11 protein-coding genes are annotated in these 14,231 nt (G+C 75.5%); 7 read left to right on the top strand and 4 right to left on the bottom strand.

Annotated elements, in window-relative coordinates:
* Positions 1–13 precede the first annotated feature (13 nt).
* From ACDF64_RS17785 to ACDF64_RS17755, 7 genes are all read left to right on the top strand, one after another.
* Positions 14–1,033: an ABC transporter substrate-binding protein gene (locus ACDF64_RS17785; protein ID WP_394552676.1), complete on the top strand. Its 1,020-nt coding sequence runs from the start codon at positions 14–16 to the stop codon at positions 1,031–1,033.
* An 88-nt stretch (positions 1,034–1,121) separates the two neighbouring features.
* A complete protein-coding gene (locus ACDF64_RS17780; protein ID WP_394552675.1) occupies positions 1,122–1,985 on the top strand; it encodes a helix-turn-helix domain-containing protein in 864 nt (287 codons plus the stop codon).
* A gap of 88 nt (positions 1,986–2,073) precedes the next feature.
* The gene (locus ACDF64_RS17775) at positions 2,074–3,747 is read left to right on the top strand and encodes an ABC transporter substrate-binding protein (protein ID WP_394552674.1); all 1,674 of its coding nucleotides are present in this window, start codon (positions 2,074–2,076) and stop codon (positions 3,745–3,747) included.
* Entirely contained in the window at positions 3,744–4,760 is a 1,017-nt protein-coding gene (locus ACDF64_RS17770; RefSeq protein WP_394552673.1) for an ABC transporter permease, read from the top strand. The genes ACDF64_RS17775 and ACDF64_RS17770 overlap by 4 nt, the downstream gene beginning before the upstream one ends.
* Positions 4,757–5,464: an ABC transporter permease gene (locus ACDF64_RS17765; protein ID WP_394552672.1), complete on the top strand. Its 708-nt coding sequence runs from the start codon at positions 4,757–4,759 to the stop codon at positions 5,462–5,464. The genes ACDF64_RS17770 and ACDF64_RS17765 overlap by 4 nt, the downstream gene beginning before the upstream one ends.
* A gap of 139 nt (positions 5,465–5,603) precedes the next feature.
* On the top strand, positions 5,604–7,217 hold the full coding sequence (locus ACDF64_RS17760) for an ABC transporter ATP-binding protein (protein ID WP_394552671.1): 1,614 nt from the start codon (positions 5,604–5,606) through the stop codon (positions 7,215–7,217).
* A gap of 105 nt (positions 7,218–7,322) precedes the next feature.
* Positions 7,323–8,396 carry an LLM class flavin-dependent oxidoreductase gene (locus ACDF64_RS17755; RefSeq protein WP_394552670.1) on the top strand — a complete coding sequence of 358 codons (1,074 nt, stop codon included), beginning with the start codon at positions 7,323–7,325 and terminating at the stop codon, positions 8,394–8,396.
* A gap of 39 nt (positions 8,397–8,435) precedes the next feature.
* On the opposite strand, the gene ACDF64_RS17750 is transcribed toward ACDF64_RS17755, so the two are convergent.
* Genes ACDF64_RS17750 through ACDF64_RS17735 form a run of 4 tightly spaced genes read right to left on the bottom strand, consistent with a single transcriptional unit; the run spans position 8,436 to position 14,222 of the window.
* A complete protein-coding gene (locus tag ACDF64_RS17750) occupies positions 8,436–9,545 on the bottom strand; it encodes an FAD-dependent oxidoreductase (protein WP_394552669.1) in 1,110 nt (369 codons plus the stop codon).
* Complete coding sequence (locus ACDF64_RS17745; RefSeq protein ID WP_394552668.1) at positions 9,545–10,645, bottom strand: GNAT family N-acetyltransferase; 1,101 nt, start codon at positions 10,643–10,645, stop codon at positions 9,545–9,547. The genes ACDF64_RS17750 and ACDF64_RS17745 overlap by 1 nt, the downstream gene beginning before the upstream one ends.
* Positions 10,642–11,802, bottom strand: a complete 1,161-nt coding sequence (locus tag ACDF64_RS17740) for an LLM class flavin-dependent oxidoreductase (RefSeq protein ID WP_394552667.1) — start codon at positions 11,800–11,802, stop codon at positions 10,642–10,644. The genes ACDF64_RS17745 and ACDF64_RS17740 overlap by 4 nt, the downstream gene beginning before the upstream one ends.
* 2 nt (positions 11,803–11,804) lie before the next feature.
* Entirely contained in the window at positions 11,805–14,222 is a 2,418-nt protein-coding gene (locus ACDF64_RS17735; protein ID WP_394552666.1) for an MFS transporter, read from the bottom strand.
* Positions 14,223–14,231: the final 9 nt, after the last annotated feature.

Raw genomic sequence — 14,231 nt, 5'->3', positions numbered from 1 at the left:
AGGAGAGTCCCTCATGGCAATCAACAAGAAGCAGGTCGGGGTGATCGTCGCGGGCGCCGCGGCGCTCGCGCTCGTCGGCGGCGGCATCTGGTGGGCCGTCGGCTCGAACACCTCCTCGGCGTCGGCCGAGGACACCGCGTCGACCGAGGAGCAGGTCCAGGCAGCCTCGCAGTTCGACCTCACCTCGCAGAACGCTGCCGACCGCCCGCACATCGACCCGGTCGCGGAGGCCGTCGACGCCCTCGAGGCGAGCGGATTCCAGCCGATCGAGGCCGGCAAGCTGACCGTCGCGATCTCGCCGTTCGCCGCGCCGCTCGGCGTGCTCGCGTCGGACGACGACAAGACCGTGATCGGTACCGAGGCGGACTTCGGCTCGCTCATCGCCGACGGCCTCGGCCTCGAGTACAACCCGGTCGCGGTCAACTGGGCGGACTGGCCGCTCGGCATCCAGTCGGGCAAGTACGACCTCATCGCCTCGAACGTCACCGTCACCGAGGAGCGCAAGGAGCTCTACGACTTCGCCAGCTACCGCCAGGACCTGCTCGGCTTCTACGTGAAGGCCGACAGCGAGATCGAGGAGATCGACGGCTCCGAGGACATCTCGGGCCTGAAGATCGTCGTCGGCTCCGGCACGAACCAGGAGAAGATCCTGCTCGCCTGGAACGAGGAGCTCGAGGCCGCCGGCGACGAGCCGGCCGAGCTGCTCTACTTCGACGACCAGGCCGCGGGCGACCTCGCCCTCACGTCCGGCCGCGCCGACGCGAGCTTCGGCCCGAACGCGACCGCCGCGTACAAGGCGGCGACCACCGGCGAGACCAAGCTCGTCGGCACCCTGAACGGCGGATGGCCCGAGACGGCGCCGATCGCCGCCGGAACCGCCAAGGGCAACGGCCTCATCGAGCCCGTGCAGATCGTGCTCCAGTCGATCATCGACGACGGCACCTACGCCGAGGTGCTCGAGCGCTGGGCACTCACCAGCGAGGGCGTCGAGAAGTCGGAGATCAACCCGCCGGGACTGCCGAAGGCCGAGTGAACCTCGACCTGGATGCGGGCGGATGCCGCGCGGCCGACCGGGCCGGGCGGCATCCGCCGTCGGCGTTCGACGAAGGGACGGAAGACCGATGACCCTCACCGCGACGGACGAGATCACGGCCGAGGCGCGTGCGCTCGGCGACTTCCTCCGCGCCCACCGCGAGCACACGCCGCCCGAGCGCGTCGGGCTCCCGCGGACCGCGCGCCGGCGCACGCCCGGTCTGCGCCGCGAGGAGCTCGCGACGATCGCGGGCGTCGGGGTCGCCTGGTACACCTGGCTCGAGCAGGGTCGCGTCTCGGCATCCCGCCAGGTGCTCGCCGCGATCGGACGCGCGCTCCAGCTCTCCGACGGCGCCTTCGACTACCTGCTCTCGCTCGGCGGCTACGCGACGCCCGCGACGCGGCCGAGGAGCGAGGCGGATGCCGCGGCCCTGGCCTTCATCGTCGAGGACTGGACCCACGGCCCCGCCCTCGCAGTCGATCCGTGGTTCGACCTCCTCGCCTGGAACGGCCCGTTCACGCGGGTCTGGGGCGACCCCGCCGAGCAGCCCGCCGACGAACGGAACCTCATCCTCCTGCTCGCGGATCCCGCGCGCAGCGGTGCGATCCTCGGCGACGCCCGACTCGACGTGCTGCGTCGGCACCTCGGGCACTTCCGCTCGCAGACGGCCGTGCACCGCGGGCATCCGCGCCTGCAGCGCCTCTACGACGCCCTCCATCGCGCGGCACCCGACCTGTCGGACTGGTGGACCTGCCAGAGCATGGACGCGCTCACCGACCACGACGTGCACTACCGGGTCGACGGCGAACCGGCGACCGCGTGGCAGTCGGCACTCCGGCTCGGCGGCGGCGAACTCGTCATCCTCCAGCGCGCCCGGACGGCACGCGACCGTGCGCTGCTCGCCGTCGACCGCGTGCCCGACCTCGTGGGAGCCGGCGCCCGCAGCCTGTGACCAGGGATCACCGCATGAATCGGGAACTGGCTGGCCGTGCGGCCTCGCCGAAGACTGGGCCTCGTCCGCCCCCTTCGAGAGGATCCCCATGCCCGCGTCATCCACCCGCCCGCCGGGCCGCACCGCCCGCCGCGCGCTGGCCGCCACCGCCGTCGCCCTCGGCGTCGCGCTCGCCGCGACCTCGTGCGCGACCCCGGACGGAGACGCCGCCGCCGGCGGCGAGCCCGTCGACGGCGGGTCGCTCGCGATCGGGCTCGGCACCGTCATCGACTGCTTCGACCCGCAGGTCAGCCCGGCCGGCATCACCGCGGCCGTCCTCCGGAACGTCTACGACTCGCTCGTCGCCCAGAACGCCGACGGCAGCTTCTCGCCGTGGCTCGCGTCCTCGTGGGACGTCTCCGCCGACGGGCTCACCTACACGTTCCAGCTCCGCGACGACGTCGTGTTCCACGACGGCACGCCGTTCGACGCCGAGGCGGTCAAGGAGAACTTCGACCGGATCGTCGACCCCGCGACCGCCTCGCAGTACGCGGGCGCCCTCATCGCGCCGTACCGGGAGACCGAGATCCTCGACGACCACGCGGTCGCGGTGCACCTCGATTCGCCGTACAGCCCGTTCCTCTCGGCCGTCGCCAGCACGAACCTGGGCTTCCACTCGCCGGCCTCGATCGCCGAATACGGCGACGACCTCTGCCAGGGCGGGGCCGCACAGGTCGGCACCGGTCCGTTCGTCTTCGACTCCGTCGTCGACGGCGAGGGATTCCGCTTCACCCGGAACGACGACTACGACTGGGCACCCGACGGCGCCGCCCACGACGGGCCCGCGCACCTGGCCGAGGTCGACTACCGGTTCCTCACCGAGAGCTCGGTTCGCCTCGGTGCGCTCACGAGCGGCGAGGTCGACTTCATCGACCAGGTCGCCACGACCGACCTGGCCGCCGTCGAGGCCACGCCCGGCGTGGTGCTCGAGACCGCCGACCCCACGGGCATCCCGTACACGTACTTCCTCAACACGTCGCACCCGCCGTTCGACGACGAGCGGGCACGACGGGCGGTCCAGGAGGGCGTCGACTTCGACGCCATCACCGAGGCGATCTTCCAGGGCGCGTACGCGCCCGCCACCGCGCCGCTCAACCCCGCGACGGTCGCCGCGCATCCCGACCTCGGCGACGCCTGGGGCTACGACCCGGACGGCGCCGAGGCGCTGCTCGCCGAGCTCGGCTACACCGAGCGCGACGCGGACGGCTACCTGGTGAAGGACGGCGAACGGCTGCGCATCGAGCTCATCTACGACCCGACCTACCAGCGCCCCGAGCGGATCACCTACGACACCGCCGTGCAGGACGCGCTCCGCACGCTCGGGATCGAGCTCGTCATCACCGCCATCGGCGACGGCACCTACATCGACGTGCGCAACACGGGCGCGTACGACGTCGTCGCGTTCGCCTGGTCCGGATCGGATCCCGACGTGCTTCGCACGATCTACGGCTCCGACCAGCAGCTCGCCGACGGCGGCGGGAACGGCTCGCACGCGTCGGACCCGGAGCTCGACGCGCTGCTCGCCGACGGCATCCGCGAGACCGACCCGGCCGCACGCGAGCCGATCTACCGCGAGGCGCAGGAACTGATCATCGACCGCGTCTACGGGATCCCCGCGTACGGCGCGCCCGTGCTCACCGCCCACGCCGAGCACCTCCAGGGGCTCGCGTACGGCACCACCGTCCTGCCCGCCCTCTACGACGCATGGACGCCGCTCGGATGAGCCGCGCCGGCCGCCTCCTGCGCTGGGGCGGCCGGCGCCTCGCCGCGCTCGTCGCCGTGGCGTGGGCGGCGGCCACCGTCTCGTTCCTCGCGCTCGAACTGCTCCCCGGCGACCCCGTCGACGCGCTGCTCGGCCCGAACGTCGGCGCCACGCCGCAGCTGCGCGAGACCATCCGCGAGGACCTCGGGCTCGACCAGCCGCTCGCCGTCAGGTACGTCGCCTTCCTCGGGCGCCTCGCGGTGCTCGACCTCGGCCGCTCCTACCGGCTCGGCCGGCCCGTCGCGGAGCTCCTCGCAGAGAAGCTGCCGCCGACGCTCGAGCTCGCGGCGGCCGCGACCGTGGTCGTCGCCGTGATCGCCCTGGCCATCACGGTGCTCGGCGGGGCGGCGCGCCCCTCCGGGCGCCGGATCGTGTCGGGGATCGCGCTCGTCGGCAGCTCGACGCCCGCCTTCTGGGTCGGGCTCGTGCTGCTCGGGGTGTTCTCGTTCCAGCTTCGCCTCCTGCCCGCGACCGGTTCGGGGTCGCCCGCCGCCCTCGTACTGCCCGCCGTGACCCTCGGCCTGCCGATCGGGTGCGTGCTCGGGCAGGTCATGCTGCGATCCCTCGAGGACGCGGAGGCGCGCCCGTTCTGGGCCACCGTGCGGGCGCGCGGCCGTTCGCGCACCGCTGCGGTCGTGCGGCACGGCCTGCGGCACGCGACCATCCCGGCGATGACCCTCGCGGGCTGGGCCGTCGCCGGATTCGTCGGCGGCGCCGTGCTCATCGAGACCGTCTTCGCGCGGGCCGGCCTCGGCCGGGCCCTGGTCGACGCCGTCGTCACCCGGGACGTGCCGGTGATCACCGGCATCGTCCTGGTCTCCGCGATCGGCTTCGCGGTCGCGACGACCGTCGTCGAGTCGCTCGCCCCGATCGTCGACCCGCGGCTCCGAGGCGGCCGGCCGGGCGCCCACGCCCCCGGGGCGACGTCGCGTCGGACACGCTCGCCCGAGCGGACCGCGGCGGTGACCGGATGACCGACCTCCTCGAGCGCGTCCGTGCGCGCGGGGGCCGGCCCGCCTCCAGGATCGGCACCGCGGCGGCGATCCTCGTGCTCGCGACCGCCGCGGCGGCCGCGGTCGCGCCCGGCGTGTTCACCGCGACCGACCCGGCCCGCACGGACATCTCCGCGGTGCTGCGACCGCCGAGCCCGGGACATCCGCTCGGGACCGACGAACTCGGACGCGACCTGTTCGCGCGGCTCGTGCACGGCACCGGGCCGTCGCTGGCGATCGGCATCGGGGCGACCGTCGTCGGGCTCGCGCTCGGCCTCGTCATCGCCGGCGCGGCGCTGCTCGGACCGCGCCTGCTCGACGACCTGCTCATGCGGGTCACCGACATCGGGCTCGCCTTCCCGGAGATCCTGCTCGCGCTGCTCGTGATCGCCGTCCTGGGGCCGGGGCCGGCGAACGCCGCGATCGCGATCGGCGTCGGTTCCGCGCCCGGGTTCGCGCGCCTGCTGCGCTCGCGTGCGCGGGTCGTGCAGACCGCGCTGTACGTCGAGGCCGCGAAGGGGTTCGGCGTGCGCCCGATCGTCGCGACCGTGCGGCACGTCGTGCCCAACGCCGTCGGGCCGGTCGTGGTGCTCGCCACGATCAGCGCGGGCACGAACATCATCATCGCCGCCGGACTCAGCTTCCTCGGGTTCGGCGCCGCGCCCCCGCCGCCGAGTGGGGCCTGACGCTCGCCCAGGGGCGCAACGTCATCGGATCGGCCTGGTGGGTCGCGCTCGCGCCCGGCATCGCCATCACCCTCATCGTGCTCGCCGTGACGACCCTCGGCCGGTCGCTCGAGCGCCGGCTCGGCGGGGAGGTCGAGCGATGAGCGGGCCCGCACTCGTCGTCGACGACCTGCGGGTGCGCTACGCGGGCACCGCCGAGGACGCGCTCGCCGGGGTGAGCCTCCGGGTCGACGCCGGGGAGTGCGTCGCGGTCGTCGGGGCGTCCGGCTCGGGCAAGTCGACCCTGGCACGGGCCGTCCTCGGCCTCCTCGACCCGGACGCGATCGTGGAGGCGTCGGAGCTGCGCGTCACCGGGACCGACGTCCGCGGCCTCCGCGAGCGCGACTGGAACCGCCTCCGCGGCCGGCGAGTCGGCTTCGTCCTTCAGGACGCCCTCAGCTCGCTCGACCCGCTCCGCCCGATCGGTCGCGAGGTGGCCGACGCGGCCGTCGCGCATCGGCTCGTGCGCCGCGGCGACCGGCGGGCCCTCGTCGGCCGGCTCCTCGCGGACGCGCACGCCGCCGAACTCGTCGACCGGCTCGACGCCCGCCCGCACGAGCTGTCGGGCGGCCAGCGCCAGCGCGCGCTCATCGCGTCGGCGCTCGCCGCCGACCCGCCCCTGCTCGTCGCCGACGAGCCGAGCGCCTCGCTCGACCGTGCGGCCCGCGACGGGATCCTGCGACTCCTCGCCGAGCGGCGCGACGCGGGCGGGGCGGTGCTGCTCATCACCCACGACCTCGCCGCGGTCGAGGCCGTCGCCGACCGCGTCGTCGTGGTCCACGGGGGTCGGATCGTCGACGCCGGCAGCGCCGTCGGGCTCCTCGCCGGACCGGCGCATCCCGCCACGTCGGCGCTCGTCGACGCGGCGCGGCCCGCCCTGCCGCGCGCCGCGCCGCCGCCCGGCGGCCCCGCGGTGCTCGAGTTCGACGAGGTCTCCTACGCGCACCCGGGCGGCGGGCGGGGCGTGACCGACGTCGGGTTCGCGCTCGCGGCGGGCGAGGCCGTCGGCATCGTGGGTCCGTCCGGGGCCGGCAAGAGCACGATCGCCCGGCTCGCGCTCGGGTACGCCGAGCCGGACTCGGGGGTCGTCCGCCTGCACGGGCAGGCGTGGTCGGGTCGGGCCGAGTCCGCCCGGCGTCCGCGCCGGAGCCGCATCCAGCTCGTGCACCAGGACACCGTCGATCCATTCGACCCGCGCTGGACGGTGCGCCGGCTGCTCGACGAGGCGATGGCGGCGGCCGGGGTGCCCGCGGTCGCGCGCTCGGCTCGCCGTGTCGACCTGCTCGGGCGCGTCGGCCTCCCGCCCGGGCTCGAGGGTCGCCGAGCCGCCCAGCTCTCGGGCGGCCAGCGGCAACGGCTCGCGCTCGCGCGGGCGCTCGCGACCGAGCCCGACGTGCTCGTGTGCGACGAGGCCGTGTCGGCGCTCGACCCGGTCAACCGGGCCGCCGTGCTCCGGCTCCTCGACCGGTTGCGGCGCGAGACGGGCGTGGCGATCCTGCTCATCTCGCACGATCCGGCCGCGGTCGCCGCGCTGTGCAGCCGCGTGCTCGAGGTGCGGGACGGGCGGCTCCACGACCCCGCCGCGGGCGCGCCGACCGGCGAGGCATCCTCGTCGCCCGGGGCATCCCCGTCGCCCGGGGCAACCTCGGCGTCCGGGGCGTCCCCGTCGCCCGGGGCATCCCGGTCCGAACCGGTCGCCGCACCGACCGGCTGAGGACCGACCCGCTCCACCCGCTCGCCAGCCAGCCCACCAGCCCACCAGCCCACCGGCCCACCGGCTCCACGATCCCATCCACCCACCACACGGAACGAGGCCCCCATGCCCATCGAACTCGTCGGCGGCGTGCTGTCCGCACCCGTCAGCGGCGACGACCTGCCCGAGCGCCGCGCGCGCAACTTCACGCCCGACCCGCGTGCGCGCGAGGTCCTGCCAGAGCACATCGCGTGGCAGGCCGCGCTCGACGAGGCCGACGGCTACGACCGCGCACTCGTGCACCTGTACAGCGCGTGGGCCGACCCCGCGCTCGTCGGCGCCTGGGCGGCGGCCGCGACGTCGCGCATCGGCATCACCGTCGCCCACCGGCCGGGCGTCACCGAGCCGACCGTCGCGGCCCGCCAGTTCGCCACGCTCGACCGGCTGTCGGGCGGTCGGGCCGGGGTGCACATCGTGATCGGATCGTCCGACGAGGACGTGCGACGCGACGGCGACCGGCTCGGCAAGCGCGACCGGTACCGGCGCGCGGGGGAGTACCTCGAGGTCTTCACGCGCGCGCTCCTCAGCGACGAGCCGTTCGACCACGAGGGCGAGTTCTACCGGGTCGAGGACGCGTGGACGGGCTTCCGGCCCGCCGCGTCGCCCCGACCGCCGATCTCGGTCGGCGGGTCGTCGCCCGAGGCGAAGGAACTCGCGGCGCGCCACGCCGACGTCTACGCGGGCACCTACCCGACCGCCGGGGCCGCGGCCGCGGTCGTCGCCGAGGTCGACGCGCTCGCGGCCGCGCACGGGCGGCGCCTCGGCTACTGGAAGCAGTTCTTCGTGCACGCCGCCGACACGGACCGGGAGGCGCGAGAGGACGCGGCCGAGCTGCGCGCCCGCGCGCACGCCGTGGTCGCGCGGACGCCGGTCGACGTGCTCGCCGCGTCCGCGCAGTTCGCGCGCGCCAGGGAGCGGGAGCTCGCCTCCGAGCGGGACCTCCGGGCTGCGGGCGCAGCGTACGTCGACCGGGTGTTCGACGGCCTGCTCGTCGGCTCGGTCGAGCGGGTCGCCGAGGAGATCGACGCCTACCGGCGCGCCGGTGTCGAGACGCTGCACGTCGTCGGGCTCATCGAGTCCGAGGACGACCGCCGCGTGCGGCGGCGCCTCGTCGAGGAGGTGCGCCGACAGGCGGTGTGAGGCGTCGCGGGTGGGTTCGCACGCCGGCGGCGCGGACGCCTACGCCCGCGGGAACCGCCCGAGCCGGAACACGCCGGGCGCCGGACGCCCGTCGGCGAGGTCGGCGAGCACGCGCCCGATGGCGGGCGTGAACTTGAACCCGTGGCCCGAGAACCCCGCGCCCACCACGATCGGCCCGACCGCGTCGAGCAGGAAGACCGAGTCGGGCGTCGTCGTGTACGTGCAGCTGATCGCGGTGACCCGGTCGGCGTCGGCGCCCGGCAGCCACTCGCGCACGTACCGGCGCAGGGCCGTGAGCTGGACGGGTTCGGCCTCGAAGTCCCGCCGGTCGGGATCGACGACCGGGCCGGTCCCGTGCCATCCCGCCTTCACGCCCTCGCCGGGCGTGAGCATGCCGTAGACGCCCGAGTACCACCAGTCGTCGTCCGGGCCCGGCCGGTGGTTGAAGCCCGGCCACTCGAACGAAGTGTCGAGCACGGCGAAGTGCGCGGGCTGCTCCTGCGTGACCACGAGCGACGGCAGCGTCACGAGGCCGTCGAGCAGCTTCGAGGTCCACGCACCGGCGGTCACGACGACGCGTCGGGCGCGCAGCGCCCCGTCGTCCAGGTCGACCTCCACGAGGTCGTCGCCGAGCACCCGGATGCCCCGCACCGGCGCCTCGTGCCGCACGATCGCGCCGCGCGCGGCGGCGGCCTGCTGCAGCGCGCGCACCGAGTCGTCCGCGTGCAGCCGGCCCGCGGTCGGCGTGTGCAGTACGCGCGTCGTGAAGCGGATGCCCGGCCAGCGGCGCGACGCCTCCTCGGGCGGCAGGAACTGGCTCGGGATCCCGGCGGCGGCGAGCGCGGCGTGCACCTCGTCCAGCTCGGGGTGGTCGCCGTGGTTCACGATGCCGACCTGGGCGAGCAGCGACGTGCCGGTCTCGGCCTCGAGCTCGCGCCAGCGGCGCTCGGCCTCCACGAGCAGGGCGACGTGCGCGGGTTCGGCGTAGGCGACGTTGAAGTTGCGGGATGCCCCGTGCGAGGCGCCCCGGGCGTGGCCCGGCGCGAAGCGTTCGAGCAGCACGACGTCGCGGCCGCGGCGGGCGAGGTCCCACGCCGTGGCCGACCCCATCGCGCCGCCGCCGATGACGATGACATCGTGGACGGTCATCAGGCGATCGTAACCGGCGCATCGGGCACGTCGATCGAGAACGCCAGGAGCCGGAACGTGCGGCCGCCGTCGGAGATCTCGTGCTCGCGCTCGGGCAGGCGCGCGAAGCCCAGTCGCCCGTAGAGGCGGTGCGCTCCCGTCATCTGCGGCCCGCTGTTCATGACCACGCGCTCGAGCCCGCGGAGCCGCGCGAGCTCGATCGCGTGTCGCGTGAGCGCCGCGCCGACGCCGCGGCCCCGCGCTGCCGGGTCGACGGCGAGCAGCCGGAAGTCGAGTTCGCCCGCCCTGGCGAGCGGGGAGATCGTCGCGCCGCGCCCGGGCGTGGCGACCGTCCCGAGCAGGGTGCCGTCGGAGGCATCCGTCGCGACCCAGACCTGGTGCTCGCGGGCGCGCTCGCCGACGTCGAGGATCGAGGCGCGGTACGTGGGCGACACGTCGTAGTCGTGCTCGTAGGCGCGCAGCGACAGCGCGGCGACGGCCGCGATCTCGTGGTCGCGCACGAGGCGCACGACGAGGTCGTCGCGCTCGCGGAGCGGGAGGCGGTATTCGACGTGGTCGATGCGATCGCCGGCCGGGGCGGTTCCCGGCGTGCGTTCGGCGTCGCCCGCGCCGCCCCCACCGCGAGCGCCGCCCGCGCCGCCTGCCTCGCCCGTCCGGCTCGCGCGATCGAGCACCCGGTAGCCGAGCCGGTCGTACAGCGACTGCGCCGTGCGGTTCCGCGTGCCCGTGTCGAGCACGACGGCGGAGGCGCCCCAGCCGAGCGCCGCCTCCTGCGCGACCGAGGCGAGGGCACGGCCGAGGCCCCGTCCGCCCGCGGCCGGGTCGACGGCGAGGAGGCGCAGTTCCGCCTCGTCGCCGGTCGCGAGGCGGGACTGCGGCGTGCCCGCGCGGAGCAGGCTCACGGTGCCCACGAGCCCGCGGTCGGACTCGGCGACGAGCACCGCGCCCGAGGCGGCCCGCTCGCCGACCGCGTGCACGAGCGCGCGTCGCTCGGCCGACACCGGGAGGTGGCCGTACGGGCCCGCCGCGAACGCGCGCTCGGTCAGCGCGCCCACCGCGGGCCACTCGTCGGGGCGCGCGGGGCGGACGACCGCGCTCACCGGGCCGCGGCCGTGGTCGCGGGGCGCGCCTCGGCGCGGCCGGTGGACTCGATCGCGCTCGCGGCGTCGGCCTGGCTGCCGCCGGCGAACGCGGGCCGGTCGGCGTAGGGATCACCCGGACCCCAGAGGGTCGTCGGGAACTCGCGCCGCAGCACCGGGAACACCTCGGCGGCGAGCCGCTCGAGCAGTTCGTGCTGCTGCTCGATCGGCAGCGTCGTCGGCAGGCTCACCGACTGGAGGTCGTGGCCGAGCGCGCCGTGGAAGCGCCCGATCTTGTCGATCACCTGCTGCGGGCTGCCGACGAGGGCCGGGCCCTCCTCGATCGCGTGGTCGATGTCGTGGAAGGGCGAGTTGTTGCCCGGCACGTTCGTCGCCGCGAGGAGCGCCTCGTACACGGGCCCGTACAGGCGCTTCGCCTCCTGCGTGGTGTCGGCGATGAAGAGCGCACCCGATCCGGCGCCGACGTAGGCGTAGCGGGGGTCGTGGCCGTGGCGGGCGACCTCGTCGCGGTAGTGGCGCACGAGCACGGCGTAGTTCGGCAGCGGCTGGATCGCGTTCGCCGAGAACAGCGGGTCGCCCCACTTCGCCGCGAGCGCCGCCGAGGCGAGCGTGGTGGCCGACCCGTGCCAGACTCGCGGCGCACCCGCGTACGGGCGTGGCAGCGTCGTGGTGCCGCGCTGCGCGCGCGTGTAGGGGGTGGCATCCCAGTCGACCGCGGTCTCGCGCCAGAGCCGGCGCAGCAGCGCGTACTTGTCGGCCAGGAGCTCCCACTGGTCGTCGATCTCGAGGCCGAACAGTGGGAACTGCGCGACCTCGTTGCCCTTGCCGATCGTGAGCTCGAGCCGGCCGCGCGAGAGCTGGTCGATCGTCGCGTAATCCTCGGCGACGCGCACCGGGTCGAGCACCGAGAGCACCGTGACGCCCGAGTGCAGGCGGATCGCCGACGTCGACGCGGCGATCGCGCCGAGCAGGACCGTCGGCGAGGAGGAGAGGAACCGGCCCGCGTGGCGCTCGCCGACCGAGAACGCGTCGAACCCGAGGCGCTCGGCGCGGCGGGCGAGCTCGATCACCTGGTCGAGGCGTTCGGCGGGGCTCACGAGCCGTCCGGTGATCGGATTCTCGACGTAGGGGACGATGTCGAGGAGCTGGAACCGCATGCTCAGGCCGCCTGCCGCTCGAGAGGGGTCTTCTCGCCGGCCTCGATGCCGACCGGCAGCCGGTTCTCCGCCGGGGGCAGCGGGCAGGTCGCGAAGTCGGTGTACGCGCACGGCAGGTTGACCGCGCGGTTGAAGTCGAGCACCACGCGGCCCTCGGCGTCGGGCGCGTCGATCGCGAGGCTGCGGTTCGCCGCGTAGGTGGTGAGGCCGCTGGTCGCGTCGGTGAAGAGCACGAAGAGGCTCCCCGGCGCCCTGCCGTTGAAGGCGGTCAGGCGGAACGTCTCGCCGCGGAGCACGAACTCGACCTCGCCGGGAGCCTCGTAGACGTGCTGCAGGCCCTCGACGGCCGCGCCCACGGTCACGTCGCGCGGGGCGTCGAACGGGAGGAACCGGCCGGCGGCGAGCCAGCGCGGGTTCGGCAGGTAGGTCGGCGTGCCGGTGTACCGGGCGAGGTAGGGGAACTCGGGGTCGCGGGGGCGGACGATGTCGTGCCCGCCGCGCTTGGCGAGCTCGATCGCGAGCCGTCCCGAGCGGAGCGTGAGGCCGTCGCGCTCGGCGATGGGGCCGAACGCGTGGCGCCCCGCGAGCGCCTCGCCGTCGAGCTCGAGCACGTCGCCCTCGTCGAGCTCGACCACGGGGCCGGCCTCGCCCGTCGACCAGGCACCGGGCACGCCCTCGATGCGCTGCGGGCTCTCGCCGAGCCAGTGCAGGCCGGTGATGGCGAGGAAGCCGTGCCCGTTCGCGCGGGCGGCTTCGTGGGCTCGGTGCCACTCCTCCCAGTCGCGGGCGAAGGCCGCGCGGTCGATGGCGGAGCGGTCGAGGTCGATGAGGGTGTCGGTCATGCTCGGCATGCTGGCACGGCGCAAGCCCCCTGCGGAGGTCGTGACGGCACATGTCGATCGGGCGTCACGGGGCGTCATCGAGGGCACCATGGAGCTCGTCGACGCGGCGCGCACGAGCGCCGTCCGGTCGAACAGCGACACGGCCGCGGCCGCCGCGGCGACCGCCCCGAACGCGACGGCGGCGCGGACGAAGCTGTCGGCCGGGGCATCCGCCGACAGGATGAGGCCGGTGCCGGCGGCGAGGCAGACGGCCGCGGCGAGGCGCTGGCTGAGCTGCATGAACGCGGCGCCCACGCCCGCGCGGTCGGGCGGCGCGTGCTCGAGCGTGAGGGTCTGGTTGGCGGGGATGGCGAGTCCCGACAGCACGCCGTGCACCGTCCCCACGCCCACGAGCGCGACGAGGACGAGCGGGATCGACGCGGTCGCGACGAGCGCCGCCTCCACGGCGATCGCGACGGCGCCCGCGGCGAGCACGAGCGTCGTGCCCCGCCGCCCCGCGCGGGTCGCGACCCGCCAGCTCTGCGCCGACCCGATCGCGGTGCCGACCGCTCGCGGCCCGAGCAGGAGCGCAGCGGTGAACGGGTCGAAGCCGAGGCCGTCGATGAGGAACAGGGTCGTGACGATCCCGAGGCCGAGCCCGGAGCCGAACAGGAGGGTCGCCACCGCCGTGCCGAGGAGGAACCCGCGCGAGCGGGCGAGCGATCGGTCGAGGACGGCGCCGCCGGTGCGCCCGGCGCGCCGCTCCCAGAGGAGGAACCCGCCCGCCGCGACCGCCGCGCCGACGAGCCACCACGCCCCGCCCGGCGTGCCGCCGGTCGTCGGCAGCATGAGGCACAGCGTCGCGGCGACGAGGAGCGCGAGGCCGGGGGCATCCACGCCGGGTCTTCGGCCCGCGCCGGGAGCGCGGACGCGTCCGGGCAGGATCGCCCAGGCGACCGCGAGCAGGCAGATGGCGAACGGGACGGGCAGCAGGAGCACGAGTCGCCAGCCGACGTCGGGCGGGCTCGACGCGAGCACCCAGCCTCCGAGGAGCGGGCCCGCGAGCCCCGCGATCGAGCCGGCGGTCGTGTACGCGCCGAGCGCCTTCGCGCGCGCGGCGCCGGTGAAGCGGTCCTGGAACCAGCCGAGCACCTGCGGGTTCACGAGGCCCGCGCCGAGGCCCTGTGCGATCCGCGCGACGATGACGAGCAGCGGGTCGCCGCCGGTCGCGGCGAACACGCCCCCGATCCCGAACAGCGCGAGGCCCGCGAGGTAGGGCGCGCGTCGGCCGAACAGGTCGCCGATGCGCCCGCCGGGCACGAGCGCGAGGCCGAACGCGAGCGAGTATCCCGCGACCAGCCATTGGACCTGCGCCGGGTCGGCGCCGAGGTCGTCGCGGAGCCCCGGCACCGCGAAGGAGAACACCGCCTGGTCGAGCAGCGTCGTGACCGCGGTCCCGACGCCGATCGCGAGCAGCCGGCCGTCGAGGCGCGCGGCGGCGCGGTCGGCGTCGGATGCGGCGTCGGTTGCGGCGTCGGCGACGCGGTCCGGGGCCCGGTCGGGGTCCCGGTCGGCGTCCCGCGCGGCGCCCCGGGTCATGCGACGCGG

It is taken from the genome of Agromyces sp. MMS24-JH15, assembly GCF_043518605.1.
Lineage (GTDB): Bacteria > Actinomycetota > Actinomycetes > Actinomycetales > Microbacteriaceae > Agromyces.
Note: the sequence above shows the minus strand (reverse complement) of the source record. Positions and strands in the feature narration are given on the sequence as shown.

Coding starts and splice junctions, on each gene's coding strand:
- ACDF64_RS17735 (WP_394552666.1), bottom strand. CDS start 14,222: ATGACCCGGGGCGCCGCGCGGGACGCCGACCGGGACCCCGACCGGGCC.
- ACDF64_RS17765 (WP_394552672.1), top strand. CDS start 4,757: ATGACCGACCTCCTCGAGCGCGTCCGTGCGCGCGGGGGCCGGCCCGCC.
- ACDF64_RS17755 (WP_394552670.1), top strand. CDS start 7,323: ATGCCCATCGAACTCGTCGGCGGCGTGCTGTCCGCACCCGTCAGCGGC.
- ACDF64_RS17750 (WP_394552669.1), bottom strand. CDS start 9,545: ATGACCGTCCACGATGTCATCGTCATCGGCGGCGGCGCGATGGGGTCG.
- ACDF64_RS17775 (WP_394552674.1), top strand. CDS start 2,074: ATGCCCGCGTCATCCACCCGCCCGCCGGGCCGCACCGCCCGCCGCGCG.
- ACDF64_RS17760 (WP_394552671.1), top strand. CDS start 5,604: ATGAGCGGGCCCGCACTCGTCGTCGACGACCTGCGGGTGCGCTACGCG.
- ACDF64_RS17785 (WP_394552676.1), top strand. CDS start 14: ATGGCAATCAACAAGAAGCAGGTCGGGGTGATCGTCGCGGGCGCCGCG.
- ACDF64_RS17740 (WP_394552667.1), bottom strand. CDS start 11,802: ATGCGGTTCCAGCTCCTCGACATCGTCCCCTACGTCGAGAATCCGATC.
- ACDF64_RS17780 (WP_394552675.1), top strand. CDS start 1,122: ATGACCCTCACCGCGACGGACGAGATCACGGCCGAGGCGCGTGCGCTC.
- ACDF64_RS17770 (WP_394552673.1), top strand. CDS start 3,744: ATGAGCCGCGCCGGCCGCCTCCTGCGCTGGGGCGGCCGGCGCCTCGCC.